Source organism: Lactobacillus sp. B4026 (assembly GCF_026535825.1).
In the GTDB taxonomy this organism is placed as follows: Bacteria; Bacillota; Bacilli; order Lactobacillales; family Lactobacillaceae; genus Lactobacillus; species Lactobacillus panisapium.
Genome location: NZ_JAFNPD010000012.1, coordinates 38,170 through 63,789, shown reverse-complemented (window position 1 = coordinate 63,789; position 25,620 = coordinate 38,170). Strand labels below are relative to the sequence as shown.

Genomic DNA, 25,620 nt, shown 5'->3' with positions numbered 1-25,620 from the left:
AAAGGCTTAACTCCGATTCAATATCGGAATCAAGCCTTAAGTAAAATGATATAAAACTAACGTCCAGTTTTAGGGGTTAGCTTCACTGGTTAACGTCTAGCTTAATTTTTATTGTACATTATCCATATCATCTTCAGATAATCTCTTGTTATATAAACTTTGATCAGTTTTATCAATATCTGTCGACAAAGCTTCTTCAATGGCTTTTTGTATATCAAGAGCACTCTGCTTATCATAAAATGGAACTTGGATTTCATAAGCAGAACCAGCTTTTTCAATCGATAATTTTGTCATAATCCCATTTAAAAATATACCGACACCAATTAATAACAAAATAACGCCAAATAGTGTGCTAGAACCAAACATTGCAAGCCCAATAAAAGCTATAATGATTCCAAAAATAAAGTCCTTTACTGAATATGATGTATCAACTGAAGCATCAGATATATTTTTTAAGGGAATATTTTGCTTATGTGAACCAGCAGGAATTAAGCCCAAAACAGTGTTTTGTTCAACTACTTTTACAAATCTGTAATCAACAGATACGGATCCCTTAATCCAAAAAAGCAATGCACTAGCAGAAAATTCTTTTTTAAACCACGTTCTATCACGTGATTTATTCATTTCTACTTTGGTTTCTCCTGTTTCCCTATTTACTTCTGGCATAATTGTTCCTCCCACCAAATATTAATCAAAATTTTAAAAAGTCTTATAACACTATATCACATAATATGCCTTACTTACAGTGGAATATAATATTTTTATTTGCTTTGGATTTAAATAGAAATTGTGCAGGAAGTATATCTTTCTGACGGAACTTGCGCTTAAATATTCTGTTGATAAACATGTTCATGAGTGGTGGTATTGAAACTAATTTTCATATAGAAAAGTTAATTTTGCCCCACTATTACAATTGCTTATTATGGGATGATTTTACATTAATAAATTGGTTTTCAGAGCTTTGTAATTTTATGCTATTTAAAATTGCTAATAGCTAAAAATATTGACAGTCTTTTTTACTGCCCAAAAAAGACCGCTTATCCTCAAATTCATTACCAATTACGCGAAAAGCATTGTAAATTTTATTTTTATCAGGTTTAATAATAGCAATATCTTTAAATAAAAATAATAACAATATTAAAATCGCGGAGAACAGCAATGATTTACCACAATTACTCACATTTTAGATTCTTTTGGTTAAATATTTTTGGCCTGATTTATAGTACTGAAAACATTATTATGGCGTATATTGTCGGCAGTTTGACTAATATGGCTGCTAAAAGACAATTCGTTGCCTTACCATCGCTGATCGGCCAAATCATTGTTGCATTGATGATCGTGTTAGTTTCTGGCTTAATGTTTAATTACCTTAAGACTGATGCGATTAAGCAAGTCAACGTCAAATTGCGTACTAAAGTATTAAAAGGAATGTTGCTAAATAATCGAGAAGATAGCAGTGATCTGGGCTTTTTAACTAATGATTTTAAGCTGCTTGAAACTAACCGTTATGAGGCTGAAATTCAAATTTTGATTTATACTTACACGGTTGTTTTGGCGCTGGGCTATGCACTTTACTTAAATTGGTTTGTTACCTTGATTTACTTGGTAGGATCACTCTTGCCAACAATTGCTTCAAGCTTTTTTCAAAAATCGATTCAAAAAGCTTCGGGTGACTGGACCGCGGCTAGTGACAAGTATGTAAGTCAAACCAAAAATACTTTAGCTGGAACTGGTACTTTTAACTTATATGGCAAACAAGATAATGCTGTCAAACAAAATAAGCGCGTGGTTGAACGGCTAGAAGAAAAACTGGCCAAAATGAACTTACTTAGTGAGAATACCAATACCTATTTAAATATTATTGCAATTGGTGGCACGTTTTTACTTCCATTTGCAATTGGTACAGGACTAGTAATTAAAGGCCAGATTACGTTAGGAGCTCTTTTTGCAATAACGCAGCTGTCTAACTCATTTGTGAATCCTATTTTACAGATTTTAAATGAACGAAATAACTTATCGACAACAAAGGGAATAGTTAAGAAAATTAAGCAGTATATTGCTAAAAGTGAGCAGAAGGAAAATAGTGAAAACATCCCTAAAAACTTTGCTGAGCTAAAGGTGCAGGAGCTTGCACTCGTACGTCAGGATAAAAAACTGGCAGATCACATCAACCTTACGGTTAAAAAAGGTCAAAAGATTGCAGTAATTGGTCCTTCAGGTTCAGGTAAATCAACGATGCTGCAATACTTGATGTATGGCGACTATGGTAAAGCTGAGAAAGTACTGCTTAATGAGAAAGCCACTGCGGCCGGCAATTTTACAAAGTTATTTTCATATTCTAGCCAAAGTGCTGTGATTTTCGCCGATACGCTTTGGTTTAATCTGACTCTCGGAGAAAATTTTGCTCGCGACGAGGTTAAACAGGTTTGTCAGAATCTTGGTCTAGGACAGCTAATTAAGGAAAAAGGTTTTGACTATCAGTTAGGGGATAATGCGGATCAATTGTCAGGTGGACAGTTGTCACGAATTGAACTTGCACGGGCCATTTTAGCTGGCCGGCCAGTTATGCTGCTGGATGAGGTCAATGCATCGCTTGATAAGCCAACTTCAAAAATGATTCATGATTATTTATTTAACACTGACTTTACTTTTATTGAGGTAATTCACCATTATGAGCCTGAAGAACTAAGGCGTTATGATGTGGTGATTGATTTTGACAACTACATAGACAAATTAAAATAAAAATTAGACAAGTGGATGAGTGAAAATTGGCCTGAGATTAAAGCAAAAGATGGATAATTTTTTGCAAAGTAAGTGTATTAATTTAAAAAGAATGAAATGGGATCAACCTGAGGATGCCATAAAAAAACCACCAGACTTTCTGGTGGTTTTTTATGCATGATATTTTTTCGAAAAATGGTCAATACTTTTTTGATAAATCATTGGTGCAGGGAAAATAAATACGAAAAGATATGCGAAACATATCAGATCATCCGGAAGTTTGCTAAAGATACCTATACTATGAATAAAATTTAGTATTTGAGTTTTAAACTCACCTAGCAAAAACATAATCAATACAAGCCAAAAGAAATATATGATAAACATTAAACGCTTAATTTTTTTGAATTGTTTTTTATCTTTCATTGATAATATTCCCTTCTTTTAAATAATATATAAAAGTTACATTTATTGATAATCCAAGCTGATTACGGCACCTTTATTACTATTATCGTTTTTCTTTAAAATAAAATAAGAAAATGTCATATTTGATACTCAAAAACCAAATATGACATTACTTATTTATTTAGACTGACGAAGTCTTTTAGTTCCTCACTGTATTTTTCCATTCCTGCAAATCTAATATTTTTAATTATTGCTTCTAAATCATCTAGGTAGTTTTTATCGTGTGTATTTTGATATTCAACTATATTTTCGAGAGCTGCTATTACTGTTTTATAAAAAAATATTTCTGGTTTTGATTTAATTTGATTTGCAACCTCAAAAAAGAAACCAGTTTCTTCGGGTCGCTTACTTTGAATGCTTAAAACAGCAATATTAACAATTATGCTTAAAACAGTCTTTTGAATTTTAATATCACTACTACCACTATTTTGCTTTACAGCTCTTTTAGAAATAAATAAATTACTATCTAAATCATAAAAACTCATAAAATTACAGTATAAACTTAATCCATCTATATCAAAATTGGTAATACTAAAAACTTTTTCTTTCATTTTTGACAAAGTATTTTTATCTAGGTCATTTAAATTATTGCTAATTAATGCTATATAAGCATCAATTAACAAAAGCTTATCATTCTTAGTTGGCAATTTACTTTCTGCAACTACATCTCGTATTTGTTGTAATTCTTTTTTAGAATTTTGGTAATAAGCTTCATTTATGAGCCGATCTATTTCCAATTCTTGTTGATGAATCAATTTATCTTTTGGACGTAACTTGCTAAAAAAATCGATTAGGGGAATTTGATTGAAATGTAGTAATTCAATTAAGTCATCGGCAGAAATACGGCTTAAATTTTTTTCAACTTTCGCATAAAAAGAGGCACTGATCACGTCACCAGCCCATTGCTTTTGTGTTTTACGTTGACTAATCCGATAGTCTTTTAATAATTCTCCTGTTGTCATGATTATTCCTTCTAACTTTTGCTTGCTAAATGAGCCATATTTTCTTTATTATAACGAAAATATAGTTAAGTCATAGAAAAGAAGAATAAATTAATTCAAGAAGTCAGCTTAAATAACTAATAATTGATGGTCAGAGTACTTACACGTGACAATGCACTTAAAAAGAAAAACCACCAATGATTTTGGTGGGCGAAATTATTCTGCTTTTTTGGGCCATAAATAAATTAAAATCAAAATTTGAATAATAATTAATACCAAATTTAACCAAATTGGTAAATGGCGGAAAAAGTATTGTTGAATATTACAATTAATAATATTGGTTGCAAAAAAGATATATCCTAATAATTCTATTACAACGTAACCATAAAATAGGTTATTTCTATGCGATCTTATCCAATTTATCATGCTTTTATACCTTAAAAGAAAAAGATAACAGTTTTGACAATAGCAATAATACCCGCTAATTTTTATTTTAATGAAATTGGGTATTCCTTATATGCTTGTAAATATTTAGTATAGCAGAAAAAATAAATTTAAATAAAAAATGGCTAACATGACAATTTTTAATCATATTAGTCATTTTTTTCTACTAATCAGAGCGTAGTTTTCCCTCAAAAAAGTCAAATACGACTTTTTACGAGAATTTGCTAAATTGCTTATATACTTAAAAGCATATTTAGAAGTTAGCGAAAAGGAGAAAATAAATGATTAATTTTAATGTGCGCGGTGGCGCTGGTAATTCGACTAAAGCCGATCCTAATGTCCGGCTACAAGATAACTTTTATCTTGCTGTTAATTCACAATGGATGAAAGACAATCCAATTCCCCAAGGCGAGCCGTGGATAAATAGTTTTGATGAAATTGCTAAAAAGACGCGTGAGCGGCTAATGCAAGATTTTGAAGAATTTGCCGATGGCCAAAAAACAATTCCAGCAGTTAAGAACTTTGACAAAGCCATTGAGTTTTATCGCATTGTTAAAGACTTTGCCAAAAGAGAAGAAGATGGTGCAGCTCCAATTAAAGCTGATCTAGCTTTTTTGGAAGGTTTAACTAGTATTGATGATATTAATCAAAACCTGTCGCGACTACTACTAGATGGTAATTTGCCTTTTGGGTTTGAAGTTATGCCTGATTTTAAGGACGCGCAATTAAATGTTGTCACGTTTAATCGACATACTCTAATTTTGAGTGATACCAGTTATTATGATGGAAAACGGACGGATGAATTGCTTGCAACTTGGCAAAAACAGATCACAAATTTGCTGACAATGGCGGGGATCGAAGAAAATAAGGCACAACAATATGCAAGTGATAGCGTAAAACTTGATCGGCGACTTGCAAAGGTCTACCAGTCTGCCCAAGATAACGCCCAGATCGAAAACACTTATCATCCAATGAGTGTTGCAGAATTTACAAAAAAGAGTCAGAACCTTAATTTAGCCGGACTGTTAGAAGAGATGGGGCTTGAACAGACTAAATTTGTGATTGTAAGTGAACCAAAATACCTGGACAGTTTTGATGATCTGTTCAATGACAAACATTTTGCCGAGCTAAAGGGGTGGCTGATTTCACAGTTTATTAATTATAGTGCTGCCTACTTGTCACGCGCCTTTAAAGCCGCAACGTTACCGCTCAGAAAAGCAATGTGGGGCATTAATGAATTGCCCGTAGATAAACAATTTGTTTACGATCAAACGACTAAATTATTTGGAGATGTGATTGGGCAATATTATGGCCAGAAATACTTGGGCGAAAAGGCTAAGACAATTGCAACTGAAATGGTTGAAAATATGGTCGAAGTCTATCAAGAAAGGCTGCATAATAATTCCTGGTTGTCATCTGTGACTAAAGAAAAGGCAATCAAGAAGCTGGCTACTTTAAAACTAAAAATTGGTTATCCAGAGCACATCCAGAAATTTTATGATCAATTTAAGGTGGTTCCTACGCAAGCCGGTGGTACTTTTTACTCGAATGTCAGGGATAACCAGCGCGTTGAAATTGCAGCTAATTTTGCCAAGATAAATCAGCCAGTAGATCACTCTATCTGGATCATGTCAGCAATTGATGCCAATGCTTGTTACGATCCGCAAAATAACGATGTCACTTTACCGGCAATCATTTTGCAAAAGCCTTTTTATAGTTTAGATCAGGACCGCGCTGCTAATTATGGCGGTTTCGGCACGGTGATTGGTCATGAAATTTCCCATGCTTTTGACAATAATGGAGCTCAGTTTGATGAACTGGGCAATATGAAAAATTGGTGGACAGATAAGGACTTCGCTGAATTTAATCAACGGGTTAAAGCAGAAATTGCTTTGTTTGATGGGGTAGAGGTTGGTTCAGTAAAATTAAACGGCAAATTGTGTGTTTCTGAAAATATTGGCGATCAAGGTGGGTTGACTGTCGCACTTGAGGCCAATAAGAAGGATGGTGGCGATGCAGCCACTTTGTTTAATAGCTATGCTCGGATTTGGGAGACCAATTCAACTACTGAATTTTTACAGTTGCTTACTTCAATTGATGTTCATGCTTTGCCTCAAGCTAGGGTAAATGTTCAAGTGCAGTGCCAAGACGAATTCTACCGGGCTTATGATGTTAACCCAACTGATGGTATGTGGCTTGAACCCGCTAAACGAGTACAGATCTGGTAAAGCTGACAGATATAATCCTATAGAAAGTAAACTTAACAGAGGATTGCTAAAACTATTTAAAATAATTTTAAAAAGTTAATAATCTAACTATAATTCAATAAATCTCATTGTTAGAATATATTTATGTTAATTTATTTTTGAAATTTTGATAGGAGAAAGTTATGAGATTAGTGCAAAAAATAATGGAAATACTGGCAATTGTTTTGTGGATTTTAGTAATTGGCACATTTGCTGTGGCAATTGTTAAACATCAATTATGGAGCATGGGACCAATAATAACGTATAATCGGCCGCGTAACTTTCTTGGTTGGATGATTGTTGGTGCAATTGCTTCAACAGCAGTCAGTGCGGTTTTAAAATTGGTGCAAGGAAAGTAAATATTATAAATGGATAAAAAGTATTACACTACGAAACTGGGTCAAATTGCATATTCCGGTAGAGCAGGCAAGCCACTAATTGTTTTTCTCAATAGTTTTGGCAGCTTTGATACTGCGCAGAGTTTTAGCAAAGTAATCGACGAGTTGTCCGCAGAAGATGGCATATTTGCACCTGATTATTTGAATACCGGCTTTAGCGGCAAATCAACTGTGTCTTACACAATCACAGCAGAAGCAGATGAACTAGCCAAAATGATTAATAGTTTTAATGCCGCAAAAGTAATCATCGTGGCGCACAGTATTGGCGGCGTTTATGCTTTTCAAATGCAAGCAAAAGTAAAAAATCTGCGTGCCCTCATTTTGATTGAACCAACGACGAGGGAAATAATATTAAATCCGCCAAGAGAGCAGGGCTATCTTGACCAGGAAAAACAAGAACGCAATGCAGAACAGTTTATTCATGACAAAATTTTTAGCTTATTTTCTGAACAAGAGGCAATGGCTTTTTGGCAAACTACAGAAAAGAATGCAGATCAGTTTGATGACCAAGCAAGCCAAAATGCCATTAGTGCGATGAAAAACGACCATTTCTGGCAGTCAACTATGCGAATGAACGATGACATTCCGGTATTTATTTTTACGGAGGCATACCGCCAAAAAGAATACGAACGTTCAGAATACAATAATCGCAAAGCTAAAATTATCCCGTTAGGTACATTTCATTATATTCAGTGGGAATATCCTGAAGAAATTGCTCAAGCAGTTATCTTGTCTTCTGGCAGTTAATTTACTAAAACGAATAACTGACTTTATTAAAAAAGCGCCTTAGTATAATCTGATTCCCTAATCTTTCTTTTTAGGGCCTTGTATTAGTAACGGTAAGTGCGCTTTTTTCTTTTACACATTTTAATTTAGCTGGCTTGATACTTAACTATATCAACGATATCGGTATCAATATATATTTGTAATTAGATCCGCTTAATGTATAATCAATATCATCTTTGATTAATGACAGAAAAATGAGAAATAGTGTGGGCAATCGCTGTGCCTAGCTTAAATATCATTGATTGTCATTTGCAAGTACTAGGTAAAAATTAGTCATAAGCATAAATAATCTGATTACTTTGCTAATGTCAGGCTACTATAGCCTTCAAGTTGATACGGAGAAAATAATAATGGATAAAAAGTATTACGCTACGAAATTGGGCCAAATCGCATATGCTGGTAAAGAAGGCAAGCCACTAATTGTTTTTCTTAATGTTTTTGGCACTATGGATACCGAGCAAAATTTTGCTAAAGTAATTGCTAGACTGCCTAAAGAATATGGCATTTTTGCCCCTGACTATCTGAATACGGGCTTTAGCGGAAAATCAAGTGCACCATATTCACTCACAACGGAAGCAGACGAATTGGCCGCAATAATTAATGGTTTTAATGCCGCAAAAGTAATTATCGTGGCGCACAGTGTGGGTGGTGTTTATGCGTTTCAAATGCAAGCTAAGATTAAGAATTTACACGCACTTATCTTTATTGAACCAACCACGAGGGAAATAATATTAAATCCGCCAAAAGAAAAAAGTTATCTGGATCATGATAAAAAAACCGCTGATACTGATCAATTTATTCATGATAAAATTTTTGCATTGTTTTCTGACCGAGAAGCAAATAATTTTTGGCAAACAACATTGGCAAATGAGGCTCGTTTCGATGAGCAATCTGAGCAGGAGCTTGCTAGTGCGATAGAAGATGATCGCTTTTGGCAGTCAAGTAAAAAACTAGATGGTAAAGTACCCGTGACTATTTTTACGGAGGCATACCGGCAAAAAGAATATGAGCGTTCAGAATACAATAATCAAAATGCTAAGATCATTCCGTTAGGTACATTTCATTACATCCAGTGGGAATATCCTGAAGAAATTGCTCAAGAGATTATCTCGGCGAGTGCTGATTAATCAATAGTGAACTGGCATGGTTTTAAACCAAAAAAGTTTAAAACGATCCTCATTGTGTAAGCTTTTAGCTAAACTTTGGGGAAGCACAATCGAATAGTATAATGAGTTTCAAAGTTGTTTAGACTTTGAAACTTTTTTGCTAAATTGGTGGTGATCCATATGAACAAAGGGCATAAATTCACTTATATTTTGTTGGTACTAATTGCTTTACTAGTAAGCTATCTCTGGTATTTTTTTCACTCGGAATTATATATTTCCTATGAGTTAGACTATCAAGTTAACGCGATGATCAAAAATCATGATATTAAAAAGATGAGAGCGGTATCTAAAGACAAAAAGATTTATACTTTCTTAGTTCATCTTAATAAGAATGATTCTTGCCAAAATACCTCTGATTACCAGGGCGGAACTCAGAATATTTATTGGTATGGAACAGAAATCAAGAAAAAGGCAATAGGAGTTGATATGAAAAAAGAAAATAACATCTACTGGAAAGTGGACAAACTATATTTTACGAAAAGATAAAGTAGTGCTGTTAAAGCAGGAAGGAATACTTAAAATTAGATTGTGACGAGATAAAGAATGGAGTTTAGTAATATAATGATTAAATATAAAACTACTATCGCTGAGCATCTGTTAACACCACATGCTTATAAAATTATACGGTGGATTGCGCTATGCGAATTCGTAATAGTTTTAATCTTACCGTGGTTTAAGCTAATGGATTTAAGCATCGGTGCTTTAGGCTGTCATTCGCTGACTTTAATGGATTTGTTGACAGAATTCTTTCAGCGTCACCATATTAATTTCTTTATAAGCTTGTTTTTAGGAACAATTTTGACTCTAATAGTTTGTGTTATTTTTCTTGTTTATATTATCTGGGCTTCAGGCAATATGTACTTTGAAAAATAAGAGATAATATTGAAAATAACTGCCACTATTTGTTAACACTGCCGATTATGTTAATTCAATGAAGTGGCAGATAAGAGGTTTACTAGACGAGAGGGGCGATCCACATATGGATCGCTTTTTTATTGGCTTTATTAGATTTCAAACAAAAATTTGCGCGCATCCTGGGTAATACCAAGGAGCCAAAAATAATTTTTTAGTAACTTGCGGTGGTCTTCTCAGTCACCCCTTTAGTGGGTAAATCTTGAAAAGGAAAAGCAAAAAAAGCCTTGACAACTATTGGGAAGCGCATACAATATGAACTATAAACTTTGTTAACCGGTTAACAAGAAATAAACACAAATCACTGTAAAGGAGCTGATTAAAAACTGGCACGCAAAATTTGCTGAGTCGGAATCAATTTTAAAGTGGGCTGACGCAGCAGCTTATGTTCAAGCTTTTGCTTAAGAATGTGCATAGCAACTTTACCAATGGAATATGAATCTTGGTGGATGCAGCTAATTGCTGGTGTCATTACTTGCATCCAGTCAAATTCTTCATAAGTTGCTACACCATAGTCTTGAGGGTAAGAATAACCGAGTTGCTGCATTGCCTGAAGTAGACGTAAAAGTACGCGAGCATTCATACAAAAGAAACCAATCTTGCTGGTATTATTGCGCTGCATGATTGAACTGATATTTTGCGTGAATTGCTGATATTCAATTTCTTTACCGTGATGAGGCACGGCAATCAAATGGTTTAGAGTTGAATAATTTGTCGCCTTGATAAATCCTTCGTAGCGCTGGGTTCTAGTACTGATATTTTGGAACGGCCAAGTGACAAAATAAAGGTTGTCATAATCTTTGTTTTTCATCTGTTCAACCAAATTTTGAACGGATGTCATATTATCTGTTGCCACGGTATCAATAATTAATTTATTAGACTGGCGGTCAACCATTACTGTATTTTGGTTTGATAAGGATTCATAAATGGGGCTATCAGGATTAACCGGATCAACAATAATTCCGGCAACACCTTCATTTTGTAAACGTGTAATATTATCAATTTCTTTTTGCTCACTATTACCAGCATTAGTGAATAGGACACGGTAGCGGTAATTATCGCACTGCTCATAAATACCTGATAAAACCTGTGAAGTGAACGGGTTGGTAATATCTGCAATGGAAACGCCAATAGTTTTATTTTCGTTTTTTGCTAAATTGCGAGCGGTAGAATTAGGCCGAAACTTAGTATCACTAATTATTTGACTGAGATTTTTACGCGTTTCTAAAGACATGTGATCATAATTGCCATTAAGGTAATTTGATACAGTAGCAGTTGAAACATTAGCCATCGTAGCAATGTCTTTGATTGTTAGTTTTCCCATAATTATTCCTCAATAAATACTTTATATATTAAGTATAACAAGTATAGCGTACTTTTTTATGACTTAAAGGGATAAATCTCGTAAATTTGTTAACCGATTAACATTGATCACAACTGATCAATGTTGCTGAATGGCAACCATGAATTTGGTAAAGATAGCCGATCACAGCAGAAATCAGCCGCAAATTTACGGTTGGTTAAATAATTTCCTTTTTAAAAAAGGGGGATGAGGTTATGTTAGAAACTGTTAATCGCATTTTTCAAATTTTTGGTGCTAGCGTTGTAGTACCACTGATGATTTTTATAGTTGCATTATGTTTAAGAGTTAAACCAAAAACGGCGATGATGAGCGCTTTTTATGCAGGCGTTGGCTTAACCGGCTTTGGCTGGATAATTCAAGCCTTTACGCCCACTATCACTAAGATTATTAGGCAAATGGTGAGTATTACCGGCATTAAATTACCAATTGTTGATATTGGCTGGCAAGCCGGCTCACTTGCTTCCTTCGGCTCAACGGTCGGACTTAGTTTCTTTGTTTTTGGGTTGATCGCTGAAGTTTTACTGTTTGCCTTGGGCGTAACCAAAATATTTATGGCTTCCAATTTGTGGAATAACTTTGGTTTTATGATTTGGGGCACGATGTGTTATTACGTTACCCATAATTTTTGGTTGTCACTGGGCTTATCATTTTTTATGTTGCTTTACGCACTAGTTTTAGCAGAAATCCAGGCGGATCGTTGGTCAGATTATTATGGTGTAAAAAACGCTTCGGTTGCCTCCCTGCATAATATTGAGCAGGTTATCCCGGCGATCTTGCTAGATCCACTGTGGAATCTGCTTGGATTCAATAAGGTAAAAATGACGCCGGAATATTTTAAAAACAAACTTGGCGTTTTCGGCGAACCAACGACCCTAGGAGCGCTATTAGGTTTGTTAATCGGTATTTTAGGTAATTTAACGAGTCTGGGTAAACTGCAAGCCTGGGGTCAAATCTTAACGGTAGCAGTTCAATTGTCAGCTGTTATGACCATTTTTCCATTAATTACTAACGTTTTTTCTAAAGCTTTTACGCCATTAGCTGATGAAATTGATAAAAATACGCATAAAAATGCATCGGCTTCAAAGGCAGATGCAGTGGCTGCAACGAGTAAAAAGCGGTGGTTCTTGGGCGTTGATGATGGTGTTGGTTATGGCGAGCCCGCAACGATTATTGCCGGCGTCATTCTAATTCCGATTATGGTAGTGATTGCCTTCATTCTTCCCGGTAATAAAACATTACCCATTGTGGATTTGATTTCTTTGCCCTTTATGGTGGAATCAATCGTTGCTTTAACTCGTGGTAATATTTTAAAGGTAATTGCTAACGGAATTGTTTGGTTCAGTTTGGGCTTATATGCGTCAAGCTGGCTTGGCACTTTTTACACTGGGGCGGTAGCACATTATGGCGTTGCTTTACCTGCTGGCATTGTTTTGATTACCAGTTTTAACTTGATGGCACGGCCACTAAATGCTTTAGTATTTGCGGCTTTTGTATCACAAAATCCGCTTTATATTGGCTTAGCTATCTTAGTTTATTTGGCTTTATTGTACGGCTTGCGGCGCTATCGACCTCAGATTTGGCAATACTTAGACAAAATGTCTGCCAAAAATGTTGGCTATTCTGGGAGTAATGAAAAGATAACTTATTAATAAAAAGGAGATAATTACGATGAAGAGAATTGATGGACACTTGCATTTGGTTCGGTCAGTGGCGGGCTTATCTGCTAAGGGCCGAATGACGCCTTTAGGCAATGGCAAGGCGATTTGGGATAACGGCATGTTCTTAAACCTGATCCCAGAAGGCTGGGGTGATCATGATTTTACGGCTGAATCGGCATTGAAGGTAATGCAAGAAAATGATGTCGAAAAAGCTGTGCTGCTTCAGGGCAGTTTATACGGTTTTCAAAATTATTATTCTTACCAGGCTGCTAAAAAATATCCCGATAAGTTTATTGCCGCTTTTTCAGTCGATCCGTTTGCGGATAATGCCATGGAAATTGTCAGACGTCATGTTGAGGATTTGGGCTTTCGGGCAATTAAGTTTGAGATTAGTCAGGGTGGGGGTCTGCACGGCTACCACAAGCCATTCCGTCTGGATACGTCACCCGAATTGGGAAAAATCTTCCATTTCTTCGCTGATTATCCTGGCTTTGTCATAACCGTTGATTACGGCGACTACACGCAATATAGCTATGAGCCAGAGGCAATTGTTAATTTGGCGCAAAGGTACCCTAAATTAGATTTTGTCGTCTGTCACCTATCGTTTCCGAATGCCGATCATTTAAATCGTTTGGAAAACGCACTTCAGCAGTGGGAGCCGTATGATAACATCTACACCGAGATTTCCGCAATTCAAGATATTGAAAAAGAAACAGAATTTCCGTTTCCACGTTGTCAAAAAGATGTTGCTTTAGCTAAAAAGGTGCTAGGTGCTAAAAGAATCTTTTGGGGAACCGATTCGCCATGGTCATCAACGTTCAATTCCTATCACAACTTAGCAACATGGTTAGAAGCAACGGATATCTTTACTGAATCAGAATTAGAAGACGTTATGTATAATAATGCCAACCGCATTTACTTTAAGCCGCAAAACGTGCAAGCAATGCGTGATAGTGAAGATCCAGTTTTTAAAAACAAATAAAGGAGCTAGAAGATGAGCAAAATAAAAGTATTGGTAACAGGGATTATTCCCGAGGCAGGACTTACCGAATTAAGGAAAAACTTTGATGTAACCTATGAGCCTGAGAAGGAAACGCGCGAATGGGTGTTAGAGCATTTATCTGAATATGAGGGCCTACTTATTATGGGGCTGAAAGGTGACCGTGAATTGATTGATGCGGGAACAAATCTCAAAATTATTACCGCTAACGGCGTGGGCTTTGATCATATTGATATTGAATATGCTAAACAAAAAGGGATTGTTGTCGCTAATTGTCCGCAAGGCGTCCGGATTCCAACTGCTGAAATGACCTTTACCCTATTATTAGCTACTGTGCGTCATTTGCATTTTTACGATAAAGTCGTGCGCTCAGGTAACTGGATTGATGTTTCAGAACCCAAATATATGGGGATGAGCTTACAGGGGAAAACACTAGGTGTTTATGGTATGGGCAGAATTGGCTCTGAAGTTGCTAAATTTGCTCAGGTATTCGGCATGAAAGTAATTTATAATGATGCGCATCGCTTGGATAGTGCATTAGAAACAAAGCTTGACGTTAAGTACGTTGATTTTGCCACAATGGTTAAAAATTCAGATGTGATTACGCTGCATGCGCCAGCGCTACCATCAACTACGGGAATTTTTAATGCGGAAGTCTTTAAGGAAATGAAAAACTCGGCTTATATCATCAATGCTGCGCGGGGTCAGCTGATTAAACAGGATGATTTAATTGCAGCCCTTAAAAATGGTGACATTGCTGGTGCTGGTCTGGACGTTTATGAAACAGAACCAAATATTCCGCAAGCACTGCGTGACTTAGATAATGTAGTTTTATCCCCACACGCTGGAACCGGAACTTTAGAAGCAAGGACTGCGATTGCGGCTGAAGCATCACAGAACTTGATTTCTTATTTACGAGATCATCAACCGTTAAACCAAGTTAACCAGTAAAATTTTTCTAGCTCTTAGGTCAAGGTGCTTGATTGCTAGTGCATTCACAGAGCAATCTCCAAGTTCATCCGGGGATTGCTTTTTTTAAAGTTAATTACTTGAGGTAAATAGATGAAATTTAGCAAAATTTTTAGTGACCAGTTGGATCACTGTTATGCAATCATGCGTCTGCAAGCTTTAGACCGTGATTTTATCATTGTCGCTTCGGAAGAAAACCAACCATGTTACGCCTATGATTTGGATAATCACTTTAAAAAAACGACGGTTTGGTCAACTGTTGGTGGCACAATGACTTTAGTGCCGCTACCGGGAAGTCTGAATTTTTTAGCTACACAAAAGTTCTATCCCGGTTTCAACTCCCAGCATTGCCGCATTGTGAAGGAGACCTTTAACGGGACAGGCTGGGACCAAACTGTCATCGGCGAATTTCCGTATATTCACCGTTTTGACCTGATTCCGCAATCTGAAAGTGGTGCTTACTGGTACGTTGGCTGTTCGATTGCCAATTCCAAAAAATTTACTGATGATTGGTCGGATCCTGGCAAAGTCTGGGTTGGCACTTATGACGATGAGCAAGCAAAATTGACGGATTTACGTGCTTTGCCAATTAGAATTACTAAAAATCACGGCTATCACCGCATGGCGGGTTATTCACTAATTACCGGTGCTGAGGGTATTTTCAGGCTTGATTATCCCAGCCAAACGAGTGATTGGCACTTGCAGCAGTTAGCACAAAAAGAAACTTCAGATATTGCCGCAGCAGATATTAACGGTGATGGTCAACTGGAATATTTGGCAATTGAGGGCTTCCATGGCTCACGTTTGCGAATGTATGATGCGAATTTTAATTCTGTAGCAACTAGCAAATTTGCAACACCGTTTGGTCACGCAATTTGGGGTGGAGAAATTGCTGGACGTGATTATTTCTTATTCGGCTGGCGTGCAGGAAAGCAGGGCCTTGAATTAATTAAAGATCTTCAGTTAGACGCGACACTGATTGGTGAGCACTTAGGACCAAGTAATGTGACCGTTTTTGCCAAAAATAAGCAGCAATATTTATTATCCGCCAACCGCGAAGCTAATGAAGTAGCGGTTTATCAAATCAGTACTAAATAGGGTGAATAAAATGAATTACTTTTTAACCATTGATAATGGAGGAACTAATACTAAGGCAATCATTATTGATGCACAAGGTCACCAGCTAGGTAAGGCGTCATTTGGCACTAAGAGACTAACACCTCAGCCTGATTTTCAAGAAATTGCTCTAACTACGCTGTTAACCGATATTGGTCATGTCATTCAAAAGGCCTTGCAAAATGCCCAGATTATGCCCGAGCAAGTTAGTGCGGTAGCCGTTGTTGGACACGGTAAGGGATTATACGTGCTTGATCAAAATGGCAAGATTTTTATGAACGGTATTTTGTCAACGGATAATCGTGCTAAAAAGATTGCCGCAGCGTTAAATCGGCAAGTAGCACGGATTTATCCGCTTAGCCATCAACAAGTTATGGCTAGTCAGGCACCGGTTATTTTGCACTGGTTAAAAGAAAACCAACCAGAAAAGTATCGACGGATTGGTTATGTTTTATCCAATAAAGATTTTATCCGCTATTTATTAACGGGAAAAATTTACCAGGAATTGGGTGATGCTTCTGGTAATAACCTAGTTAATTTGGATACCGGTTCGTATGATTTACACCTGTTAGACTTTTTTGGAATACCAGAAATTTATCCTAAACTGCCACCAATCATTCATGCAACTGATTATGCTGGTGAAATTACTGCTGCGGCTGCCCAAGCTACTGGTTTACGGCAAGAAACGCCGGTTTATGGTGGGATGTTTGATATTGATGCTTGTGCCCTGGCAACAGGAGTGTTGGATGAGCAATTATTCAGTATGATTGCTGGGACGTGGAACATGAACATTTTTCCTAGCAAGAAGCAAGCTCCGATTACGGCAGGCCTAATGAATTCAATCTTTCCAACGGGTGAAAATCTCATCGAAGCTTCTAGTCCGACTTCCGCTGGTAACCTTGATTTGATGCTGAAAATGTTGCTAGCAGACGAAAGTCAAAACGCCCAAGCCAATCACAAATCAATCTATGATTATTTGGAAACAATGCTCGAAAACACTAATGCAAATTATGCACAGCTAGTGTTTTTCCCATTTTTATACGGTAGTAACGTTGATCCAAACGCTGAAGGTGCCTTTATAGGGATTCAAAGCTCAACAACGAAGTCAGAAATGATTAGGGCCGTTTATGAAGGAATCTGTTTTGCCCATCATTATCACGTTGATCAGTTGTTAAAGGTTTTAGGGCATCCACCAGTTGCCATTCGCATGTCTGGGGGAGCTTGCAATTCTAAACAATGGGTTCAAATGTTTGCGGATGTTTTAAATTTACCGATTGAGCTCACGGCAGCAACCGAACTTGGTGGGTTAGGTGGCGCGATTGCTTGTGCCGTCGGTTCTGGTGTTTATCCGAATTTTCTAACGGCAGTGAGCAAAATGACCCGGGTAGTTGCGCGCTACGAGCCGCGCGAAGCAGCAACAAAGATATATGAGCAAAAATATCATGTGTACAGATCCTTATTGCAGGCGCTTGATGGCAATTGGGCTGGATTAAACGACTTAAAAAGGAGTTGAATAGTAATTATGACCGTTAATTCACTAGGTATTTATGAAAAAGCCCTGCCACAAGACCTATCTTGGCAGGAAACCTTTGAACTCACCCATGAACTGGGCTTTAATTTTTACGAATTTTCCGTTGATGAAAGCGATGCTCGCTTGGCCCGGCTTGACTGGAGCCACGAAGAACGCAGCCGCATGCGCAGCTTAATGTGGCAAACGGGGATGCGGATCAACAATCTGATGTTATCAGGGCACCGCCGTTTTCCACTGGGGTCAAAGGATCCTGCTGTCCAGCAAAAGTCTGTGCAGATGCTGGCTAAAGCCGTCGACTTATGCGTTGATTTAGGCATTCACAATATTCAGATGGCCGGCTATGATGTCTATTATGAGGACAAAAGCGCCTTATCGCGCGAATTATACGTTGAAAATCTAACGAAGTGTGTGCACCTAGCAGCTAAAAAGAATGTGATGCTATCAATTGAAACCATGGATGACCCGTTTATTAATAACCTGGCCAAGATCAGTCACTACCATGACTTGGTCAAAAGCCCGTGGCTGCAGGCCTACCCTGACTTGGGCAATCTAAGCGCCTGGCCTGAAAATGATGTCCCGGTAGAATTAGAAAACTACATTGACACCATTTGCGCAATCCACTTAAAGGACAGTAAACCGGTAACGGTCACTTCTAAGGGGCAGTTCAAGAACGTGCCCTTTGGCCAGGGCTGCGTTGATTTTGCTGGCCTGCTGCGGCTGCTTGTCCGGTTAAACTACAGTGGTAGTTTTACCATTGAAATGTGGTCCGGTGATAATGGCGATGAACAGGCAGTGGAAGAAGTCAAGGCTGCCAAAGCCTTTTTTGATCAAATTTTTGCTCAAGTAGGGATTAAGCAGGAAGCAATTTAAGTAAGAGAGGAGCCAAAGATGCTCGAACAATTAAAACAAGAAGTCTATGAAGCCAACATGCAGCTGCCTAAGCTGGATCTAGTTACCTTTACCTGGGGCAATGTTTCTGGCATTGACCGCAAGCAGGGATTATTCGTTATTAAGCCTTCTGGTGTGCCATACGAAGAACTGACGCCCGAGGATTTGGTCGTGGTTAATTTAAAGGGCGAAGTGGTGGAAGGCAGCCGCAACCCGTCGAGCGACACGCCGACACACACTTATTTATACAATCATTTTCCTAAGATTGGCGGAATCGTCCACACGCATTCACCATGGGCGGTAGCCTTTGCGGCGGCACAACTGGATATTCCGGCACTAAACACGACGCATGCCGATACCTTCTATACTGATGTCCCGGCCGCTGATGCTCTGACTAAAGCCGAAATCGAAGAAGACTATGAGGGCAACACTGGCAAGACGATTGTGCGCACCTTCAAAGAGCGTCACCTCGATTATGAAGCAACGCCGGGCTGTTTGGTCAGTCAGCACGGCCCGTTTACTTGGGGTGAAACTGCTGCTAAGGCGGTTTATAATGCGAAGGTCTTAGAAGTAGTGGCTGAGGAAGATTACCACACCTTGCAATTAACGCGGGCAAACAGCCACTTGCCGCAATATCTGCTGGATAAGCATTACTACCGCAAGCACGGTCAAAATGCGTATTACGGACAGGACAATGCGCAATCAAAAACACATGCTAAACGAAAATAAGGTTAATTAATAATAAAAAGTAGGCCTAGATACCATGAGAATGATGATAGAAGGTCTACTTTTTCTTTTTGGCTATTGAAACATGTTTCATAAATTAATTGACTTTTTGAAACAAAATGCTATTATTTAATGTAAGCGATTGCAAATATTAGCAGTCACAAATTAATTTGTAGGAGTAGATAAAAATGGCTGAAAACAATAAGGAGAATTTTCTTAATGAGAAAGTAATTCCCTTTTTTAACCGCATTTCGAGTGCTAGACACATGGTTGCCTTACGTGACGGGATGACTGCCGCAGTGCCAATGATTATAATTGGTTCTCTTTTTATGATTGTGGGGCAGTTCCCTGTCAAAGGCTATCTGGACTTTATGGCACATATTTTTGGTCCTAACTGGGCGAATGTTGTGCAGTATGTTACTAATGCATCGTTTAATATTATGGGCTTAATTGCTGTTGCCGGGATTTCTTATAGCTTAGCTAAAAGCTACCGCGACATTGATCCTTTTTCCGCGATGATTGTGGCGATTGCTGCCTTTATTTTGACCATTCCACTTCAGGTCGGTAAAGATGGCGGATTGCTGATTCCGTTGAAACAGTTTGACTCATCAGGTCTGTTTACTGCCTTGTTAGTAGGGTTATTTGTTACCGACCTATATGTTTGGTTGATGCATAAAAATCTGGTTTTCAAAATGCCAGATACGGTTCCGCCAGCAGTCAGCAATTCTTTTGCAGCTCTGTTTCCGGGGGCAATTTCCTTATTCGTAGTTTGGCTAATTAGAATTGGTGTTGAAGCGACGCCAATGAAAAGCATCCCTAACGTTATTACCTTCTTCTTGCAAGACCCAATGAGCAAGGTAACCAATACTCTTGGCGGTGCCTTAGTTATTGAACTAGTTATTTGTATCTTGTGGTTCTTCGGTATCCATGGTGCCAACGCAATTTCCGGTATCATTGATCCAATTATGTATGCGGCACTTGCTGCTAATGCTGCTGCAATGAAGGCTCACCAACCATTACCTAACATTATTACGAAAACCTTTTTTGATAATTTTGTTCATATCGGTGGTTGTGGTGCTACCTTGGGCTTTGTCATTTTGATGACTTTTGTTGCTAAAGACCAGGAAATGAAGGCATTAGGAAAACTATCAATTGCTCCAGCCTTTTTTAACATTAATGAACCGGTTATTTTTGGGGTACCAATTGTTTTAAACTACCGCATTATTATTCCATTTATTTTGGCACCAATGGCCAATATCGTTGCCACATATTTTGCCATGAAAATGGGCTGGGTAGCTAAGACAATCGGTATTTATCCGCCATGGACCACGCCACCATTTTTATCAGGAATTTTGGCAACGGGTCACATCTCCGGTGGTATAATGCAATTGTTTAACATTGTCATGGATACAATAATTTACTATGGTTTCTTTAAGAGCATGGATCGCGCTAAATTAAAAGTTGAACAAAAAGCGACCGATTAATTAAGATTGAGCTGAAGGTGTAAAGGTGCGCAAAAATAAGAAGCTGACGGCCACGCAGTCACAGATTTACAATTACATCGTGGCTAACAAAGAACAGGTAATAACTATTACCTTACGCGAACTGGCACAGATTTTACACGTTGCACCAGCTTCTGTTGTGCGCACTCTGACAGCCTTAGGATACAAGCATTACTATGAATTGCAAAGCCAAATTAGGGAAGAGTTAAGTCGAAATAAGGTTGTCGACGACATTACGTATCAAGCACAATATTATTTTTCAGCGAACTTTTTGCCGGATTATGAAGAAAAAATTGAGCAGTTTAAGCAATTTGCCCGTGAAACTAAGGACTTTATCTTTTTCGGAATTGGCACTTCTGGAGATTTATGTGATTATGGCGCACGCCAATTTGTTAACAATGGCCGTAATGCCTTTGCAATCGGTGACCCATATTATCCTATCGAACTTAGTCGTGACTCTTATCAAAATAAAACGGTTATTGTCCTATCTGTCAGTGGTGAAGGACAGCCGACAATTGACCAAGTCAAGCATTTTCGCGAGCAAGGTGCTAAGATTGTTAGCATTACTAATGATGAGGATAATACGATTGCTAATCTTTCGGATCTTAATTTTTCCTATCATTTAGAGTTCAAAATTATTGATCGGACAATTAATTTAACTACGCAGGTTCCGGTTGTCTACCTACTTGAGCGGCTATCACGGGCCCTTGCTGGATGACTAATGAAATTTAATTAAGCTGATGAATCATTCTGATTTGTTGGCTTTTTGTTTTAGCGAGTGCTATTTTTTCAGCGCAATGACATTCTTCAACAGTCATATTTTGATTAGAGACGGGAGTGACAGAGCTACTAATCAATGATATAGTAATAAAAATATTGACTTAATTAGCTATTGAATTGCAGTTAATAAGCTGTCTACTTAAAAATAAAATAGTAAAAGTCTAAAGGGGATAACATGGAAAAAGTTTTTTTAGCATCATACTTTGCCGGCGTAACCGCACAATTTCAAGATTTTATTAAGAGCAAAGCAATTACCGACCGAGAAATTGTCTTTATCCCAACTGCGGGTAATGTTGAGGATTATACTGACTATATTGATGAAGGACGAGCAGCTTTAGCGGCAATGGGCTATCAAGTTGACGAATTAGATGTTGCTAGTGAAAGCCAAGCTGCAGCAATTGCCAAAATAAAGGCTGCGCAAATAATTTATATTAGCGGCGGCAATACGTTTTATTTATTACAAGAATTAAAGCGCAAGCAGTTATTGCCCGTAATTAATGAGAAAATCAATGCTGGAATACCCTACATTGGCGAATCAGCCGGGGCGATTATTATGGCACCTAACATTGAATATAATAGTTTGATGGACGATACAAGTGTAGCTCCTGATTTAACCGATTACTCTGCTTTAGCACAAACTGATTTTTATACGCTGCCGCACTTTGAGGAAGAGCCGTTTGTTGAAGCAGATGAAAAAGTTATTGCCACCTATCAAAATCAAATTAATTTAGTACCGATTAATAATTCTCAGGCAATTATTAGTGATGGTGAAACCTATCAAATAGTTTAAGTTTAACCTAACTTTCTGCTAAGTTCGTGCACAGATTGCATAAATAGTCCTAAACTAATTTTAGAAGTAAAAGACTTTAAGTGATGCATGGAGGTGCGTTATGGGCTTTTGGATAATGATTTTGTCTCTTGTCATTGGAATTGCACTGATCGTTATGGCTTTTAAGCGGGACTTTTCAAACACAAAAAATGTTTTACTTTTAAAAGCATCATTAACAGTCTTAGGTGCCATATTAGTAGTATTTGCAGTTTTTTTGGCTACTCCTTTTGGGGCGGAGATTATTATGGAATTAACCTAGCAAATGTAGTGTACTAATTTAAAACTGCGAATTTGATTGTATTTTAAAGGGGTCACGATGTTGACTCCTTTTTATTATTTAAAATTTGGATTGCGCTAATTATTTTTGTAGTGCGGAGTATTTGAAGTGATACATGCAGTAGAATCAACCGAACTTGCAGCTTTAATTTCGGAAAAAGGCCGATTGGATGATATTATCAAATTGAATAATAGTGGGGCGATGAATGTGGAAAAAGATGGAGTACTGAAACGATATTTAGATGCCAATGGAGTAGTTAAAGCCTGGCCAGGTAAAGCCCAAAATAGGTTGGTAATTTTAGAATACTTAGCTTCTAAGTTTAAACCAGGAAAGCAGTATTCGGAGCAGGAAATTAATTTGATTTTGATGAAGTACCTTGATGATTACGTCACGCGAAGACGCGATTTAATTGAGTATCATTTTTTAACCCGGACTGATGACGGTCGTTTTTACTGGGTTAACCAACAAAAGCAAAAAAATGCTGATTAATGACAAGAAAAAATAATTTTAACTTTTTGAATTTCGAAAGAATCCTGTTCTAGAGCCAATCTCGCCTATTACTGCTGTTATCGATGCTAAAAGTTTAAATATTAACCGTGATTTTTTAACTTAATTGTGTTTAAATAAATCATAGGAAGAATGATTATGCAAACAAAAAACTGGTAAGTCTTTTAGATTTATCAGTTTTTTGCTGTCTATTTTTGTAATATAAGTATTTAGTGAATCCGCTTATTATAGCAGTGCCAGTTAATGTACTTTTTTCAATGCATCATCAACTGCACTTTTGACGGCTTTAGCGGCTTAATCACTTTTTTGCGCTTGTTCCACAAAATAATCCTCTCGCAAGTAAACGTCAATTGGCGTTAACCGATTTTGACCGTCAAAGCTTGATTTTCATTGATAATAACATCGCCGGAGTCGAATTAATTAGGCTACAAAATAAGGTTAAAAATACTTGTCAAACGCTTAATATTACCTATACTAACGATATTGCCAGTGCCTTAATTCTAGTCAATGCCTTACAGGGTATCACATTTGGACTCAATTTTATTTATACTGGGTTAAATGAAGCACTCACCCAGGTGCCGTTACAGACTAGCCCAGAGGTAACTTATGGAGCTGTGATCAACAGCCATAATGAACGTAAAATCGTCAAGGAATTTATTAAGTTTATTCAAAATGAAGTCTAGAATTGACGCCAATACTATGCCTTTTTAGAGGCACCTGAACTAGCATCTACCGTCTTCTTAGTTTCATCGGGCACCAATTTTTGGCCAGTTTGATCTAGGTACCAGTTAATAATCGGTAATAAATCAACAATCCATTCTGTTACGCCAGCGTATTGGTCATTTTTATCCTTCATATCCTTGAATGAAGCAACCATGTATTCATTTTCACTCGGCTTAACTAGCTCATAGGTCTTGCCCGTTTTGGCATAATCCATGATTGCTTGAACATGGGGCAGAGAAGAACTTTGATGAACTTGAGCCAAAGTTTGTCCTAATTTTTCTGGCCAGCGGGGTGATAAAAGCATCTTCTTTGGAATTTCATTATTGCAGTAAACGTAGCGATCATCTTTATCGATTGTAATCAGTTCAAGTGGCAAGCAGTTAAAAACCGCATCAATTTGGTCAACCGTCATTAAGCCTTGATCTAGTTCAACGTAATCTGAACCTTTAGCAGCATTAACTTTTTTAGAAGTCTCAGTAACCCAACTACTGGTGGACTCTTCCGTATGTTCAACCATTTTTAATCCTCCATAATTTTTCCAAATTCAATTACACCAAAAGTATATTTTATTTATACTTATAAGTGAAATTAATATCAGTTATTAATAATAGGAATTACTTATAAGGAAAATACGATGGATATTAAACGATTAGTAACATTTATAAATTTAGTTGAAACACAGAATTTTACGCAAACCGCTAAAATAATGCACGTAACGCAGCCAACGGTTACTAACGATATCAATGCAATTGAGGACGAGCTAGGGGTAAAATTGTTTAATCGTAATAAGCGGTCTGTACATGTTACGCCAAACGGCTGGGCGTTTTGCCAGAAAGTTAGACCACTTATTAATAGTTATTATTCCGCGGTGCAAGATATTCAGAAAAAGAATGCGGAGGATAGCTCACAGATAACTCTCGGTTATTCGTATTCCCTTTTTAATGACTTGTATTTACCGATTTGGATTAAACAATTTAAAAGAATTCACCCGGAAGTAAAATTTGTTTTAGAAAATCTTACTCATAATGAGTTAAAGCAGCGTCTATTGGCAGGTGAATTAGACGTAATGATCACAACCAGTAAAGAAAGTGCGGATTTAAGTAGCATTAAAAGCTATCAGATTGAGTCGGAGACTTTTCAAGCAATTGTACCTAAAGCTAATCCTCTTAGTAAGCGGTCCTCATTAAAATTAGACGACTTTCAGGGCGAAAGAATGCTATTTTTAGATGGTAATTGGGCGGCGATTGATTTAATTAGTTTGCAAAATCGCATGATTCAGCTAAATGATCAACTAAACGTTACTTATGCGAGCGATTTGCCGTCTCTTAATATCCTTATTAAAAGTGGTCAGGGAATTGCAGTAGGACTGTATTGTATCTACGCAGAGCTTGATGCCAGTTTGACATATGTACCGCTAGAATGGGAGCCAACAGTTGATTTAATAATGATTATGCAAAAAAATAATGACCAAAGACTACCACATCAATTTATCAGGTTCATTCAAGACTTTGAGAAGCAGCGCATACAAAAAAAGACACTTTAAGGTGCCTTTTTTTGTTAGTTTCACGTGAAACTTTATAACTATGATTTACTTAATGGAACTATAACTAGCTAGAAGATGCTTGCCGGTCATTCACTGTTCAAGATAATAGATTGTCTATTCAACTGTGTTTAT

General features: G+C 37.3%; 26 protein-coding genes. 21 read left to right on the top strand and 5 right to left on the bottom strand.

Features of this window, described 5'->3' with window-relative positions:
• Nucleotides 1-108: 108 nt before the first annotated feature.
• On the bottom strand, nucleotides 109-666 hold the full coding sequence (locus J3U69_RS09410) for a hypothetical protein (protein WP_244986830.1): 558 nt from the start codon (nucleotides 664-666) through the stop codon (nucleotides 109-111).
• A gap of 492 nt (nucleotides 667-1,158) precedes the next feature.
• Between J3U69_RS09410 and J3U69_RS09405 the strand changes: the two genes are divergently transcribed.
• Nucleotides 1,159-2,742: an ATP-binding cassette domain-containing protein gene (locus tag J3U69_RS09405; RefSeq protein WP_267413884.1), complete on the top strand. Its 1,584-nt coding sequence runs from the start codon at nucleotides 1,159-1,161 to the stop codon at nucleotides 2,740-2,742.
• Nucleotides 2,743-2,892: 150 nt separating this feature from the next.
• Here J3U69_RS09405 and J3U69_RS09400 read toward each other — a convergent pair whose 3' ends face one another.
• The gene (locus tag J3U69_RS09400; protein WP_267413881.1) at nucleotides 2,893-3,144 is read right to left on the bottom strand and encodes a hypothetical protein; all 252 of its coding nucleotides are present in this window, start codon (nucleotides 3,142-3,144) and stop codon (nucleotides 2,893-2,895) included.
• 152 nt (nucleotides 3,145-3,296) lie between these two features.
• Nucleotides 3,297-4,145: an Rgg/GadR/MutR family transcriptional regulator gene (locus J3U69_RS09395; protein WP_267413880.1), complete on the bottom strand. Its 849-nt coding sequence runs from the start codon at nucleotides 4,143-4,145 to the stop codon at nucleotides 3,297-3,299.
• 704 nt (nucleotides 4,146-4,849) lie between these two features.
• On the opposite strand from J3U69_RS09395, the gene J3U69_RS09390 reads away from it, so the two are divergent.
• From J3U69_RS09390 to J3U69_RS09365, 6 genes are all read left to right on the top strand, one after another.
• The gene (locus J3U69_RS09390; RefSeq protein ID WP_267413879.1) at nucleotides 4,850-6,796 is read left to right on the top strand and encodes a M13 family metallopeptidase; all 1,947 of its coding nucleotides are present in this window, start codon (nucleotides 4,850-4,852) and stop codon (nucleotides 6,794-6,796) included.
• A gap of 161 nt (nucleotides 6,797-6,957) precedes the next feature.
• Nucleotides 6,958-7,173: a hypothetical protein gene (locus tag J3U69_RS09385; protein ID WP_220220454.1), complete on the top strand. Its 216-nt coding sequence runs from the start codon at nucleotides 6,958-6,960 to the stop codon at nucleotides 7,171-7,173.
• 9 nt (nucleotides 7,174-7,182) lie between these two features.
• Nucleotides 7,183-7,959, top strand: a complete 777-nt coding sequence (locus J3U69_RS09380) for an alpha/beta hydrolase (protein ID WP_267413878.1) — start codon at nucleotides 7,183-7,185, stop codon at nucleotides 7,957-7,959.
• A 389-nt stretch (nucleotides 7,960-8,348) separates the two neighbouring features.
• Nucleotides 8,349-9,125, top strand: a complete 777-nt coding sequence (locus J3U69_RS09375) for an alpha/beta hydrolase (RefSeq protein ID WP_267413877.1) — start codon at nucleotides 8,349-8,351, stop codon at nucleotides 9,123-9,125.
• A gap of 159 nt (nucleotides 9,126-9,284) precedes the next feature.
• The gene (locus tag J3U69_RS09370; RefSeq protein WP_220232546.1) at nucleotides 9,285-9,650 is read left to right on the top strand and encodes a hypothetical protein; all 366 of its coding nucleotides are present in this window, start codon (nucleotides 9,285-9,287) and stop codon (nucleotides 9,648-9,650) included.
• A 75-nt stretch (nucleotides 9,651-9,725) separates the two neighbouring features.
• A complete protein-coding gene (locus J3U69_RS09365) occupies nucleotides 9,726-10,037 on the top strand; it encodes a hypothetical protein (protein WP_267413876.1) in 312 nt (103 codons plus the stop codon).
• A 358-nt stretch (nucleotides 10,038-10,395) separates the two neighbouring features.
• On the opposite strand, the gene J3U69_RS09360 is transcribed toward J3U69_RS09365, so the two are convergent.
• Entirely contained in the window at nucleotides 10,396-11,400 is a 1,005-nt protein-coding gene (locus J3U69_RS09360; RefSeq protein ID WP_267413875.1) for a substrate-binding domain-containing protein, read from the bottom strand.
• 233 nt (nucleotides 11,401-11,633) lie between these two features.
• Between J3U69_RS09360 and J3U69_RS09355 the strand changes: the two genes are divergently transcribed.
• From J3U69_RS09355 to J3U69_RS09295, 13 genes are all read left to right on the top strand, one after another.
• Nucleotides 11,634-13,088, top strand: coding sequence for a PTS galactitol transporter subunit IIC (locus J3U69_RS09355; protein ID WP_267413874.1), 1,455 nt, complete (start codon nucleotides 11,634-11,636; stop codon nucleotides 13,086-13,088).
• Nucleotides 13,089-13,107: 19 nt separating this feature from the next.
• A complete protein-coding gene (locus J3U69_RS09350) occupies nucleotides 13,108-14,079 on the top strand; it encodes an amidohydrolase family protein (protein WP_267413873.1) in 972 nt (323 codons plus the stop codon).
• A gap of 12 nt (nucleotides 14,080-14,091) precedes the next feature.
• Nucleotides 14,092-15,048 (top strand): NAD(P)-dependent oxidoreductase, encoded by a 957-nt coding sequence (locus J3U69_RS09345; RefSeq protein WP_267413872.1) that lies wholly within the window; start codon nucleotides 14,092-14,094, stop codon nucleotides 15,046-15,048.
• Nucleotides 15,049-15,159: 111 nt separating this feature from the next.
• Nucleotides 15,160-16,164: a hypothetical protein gene (locus tag J3U69_RS09340; protein ID WP_267413871.1), complete on the top strand. Its 1,005-nt coding sequence runs from the start codon at nucleotides 15,160-15,162 to the stop codon at nucleotides 16,162-16,164.
• A gap of 10 nt (nucleotides 16,165-16,174) precedes the next feature.
• On the top strand, nucleotides 16,175-17,695 hold the full coding sequence (locus J3U69_RS09335) for an FGGY-family carbohydrate kinase (RefSeq protein ID WP_267413870.1): 1,521 nt from the start codon (nucleotides 16,175-16,177) through the stop codon (nucleotides 17,693-17,695).
• Nucleotides 17,696-17,704: 9 nt separating this feature from the next.
• Nucleotides 17,705-18,583, top strand: coding sequence for an L-ribulose-5-phosphate 3-epimerase (locus tag J3U69_RS09330; RefSeq protein ID WP_267413869.1), 879 nt, complete (start codon nucleotides 17,705-17,707; stop codon nucleotides 18,581-18,583).
• Between the two features lie 18 nt (nucleotides 18,584-18,601).
• Nucleotides 18,602-19,330: an L-ribulose-5-phosphate 4-epimerase gene (locus J3U69_RS09325; protein WP_267413867.1), complete on the top strand. Its 729-nt coding sequence runs from the start codon at nucleotides 18,602-18,604 to the stop codon at nucleotides 19,328-19,330.
• Between the two features lie 185 nt (nucleotides 19,331-19,515).
• Nucleotides 19,516-20,811, top strand: a complete 1,296-nt coding sequence (celB, locus tag J3U69_RS09320; protein WP_267413865.1) for a PTS cellobiose transporter subunit IIC — start codon at nucleotides 19,516-19,518, stop codon at nucleotides 20,809-20,811.
• Nucleotides 20,812-20,836: 25 nt separating this feature from the next.
• Nucleotides 20,837-21,547 carry a MurR/RpiR family transcriptional regulator gene (locus J3U69_RS09315; protein ID WP_220220468.1) on the top strand — a complete coding sequence of 237 codons (711 nt, stop codon included), beginning with the start codon at nucleotides 20,837-20,839 and terminating at the stop codon, nucleotides 21,545-21,547.
• Nucleotides 21,548-21,784: 237 nt separating this feature from the next.
• Nucleotides 21,785-22,399, top strand: coding sequence for a Type 1 glutamine amidotransferase-like domain-containing protein (locus tag J3U69_RS09310; protein WP_267413862.1), 615 nt, complete (start codon nucleotides 21,785-21,787; stop codon nucleotides 22,397-22,399).
• A gap of 100 nt (nucleotides 22,400-22,499) precedes the next feature.
• The gene (locus J3U69_RS09305) at nucleotides 22,500-22,697 is read left to right on the top strand and encodes a hypothetical protein (RefSeq protein WP_220220469.1); all 198 of its coding nucleotides are present in this window, start codon (nucleotides 22,500-22,502) and stop codon (nucleotides 22,695-22,697) included.
• A 126-nt stretch (nucleotides 22,698-22,823) separates the two neighbouring features.
• Nucleotides 22,824-23,204 carry a DUF2087 domain-containing protein gene (locus J3U69_RS09300; protein ID WP_267413860.1) on the top strand — a complete coding sequence of 127 codons (381 nt, stop codon included), beginning with the start codon at nucleotides 22,824-22,826 and terminating at the stop codon, nucleotides 23,202-23,204.
• A 368-nt stretch (nucleotides 23,205-23,572) separates the two neighbouring features.
• Nucleotides 23,573-23,905, top strand: a complete 333-nt coding sequence (locus J3U69_RS09295) for a hypothetical protein (protein ID WP_267413859.1) — start codon at nucleotides 23,573-23,575, stop codon at nucleotides 23,903-23,905.
• Nucleotides 23,906-23,919: 14 nt separating this feature from the next.
• Here J3U69_RS09295 and J3U69_RS09290 read toward each other — a convergent pair whose 3' ends face one another.
• On the bottom strand, nucleotides 23,920-24,462 hold the full coding sequence (locus J3U69_RS09290; protein WP_220220474.1) for a PAS domain-containing protein: 543 nt from the start codon (nucleotides 24,460-24,462) through the stop codon (nucleotides 23,920-23,922).
• A 117-nt stretch (nucleotides 24,463-24,579) separates the two neighbouring features.
• Here J3U69_RS09290 and J3U69_RS09285 point away from each other — a divergent pair, with 117 nt between their 5' ends.
• The gene (locus J3U69_RS09285) at nucleotides 24,580-25,488 is read left to right on the top strand and encodes a LysR family transcriptional regulator (RefSeq protein WP_267413858.1); all 909 of its coding nucleotides are present in this window, start codon (nucleotides 24,580-24,582) and stop codon (nucleotides 25,486-25,488) included.
• The last annotated feature ends 132 nt before the right edge of the window (nucleotides 25,489-25,620 follow it).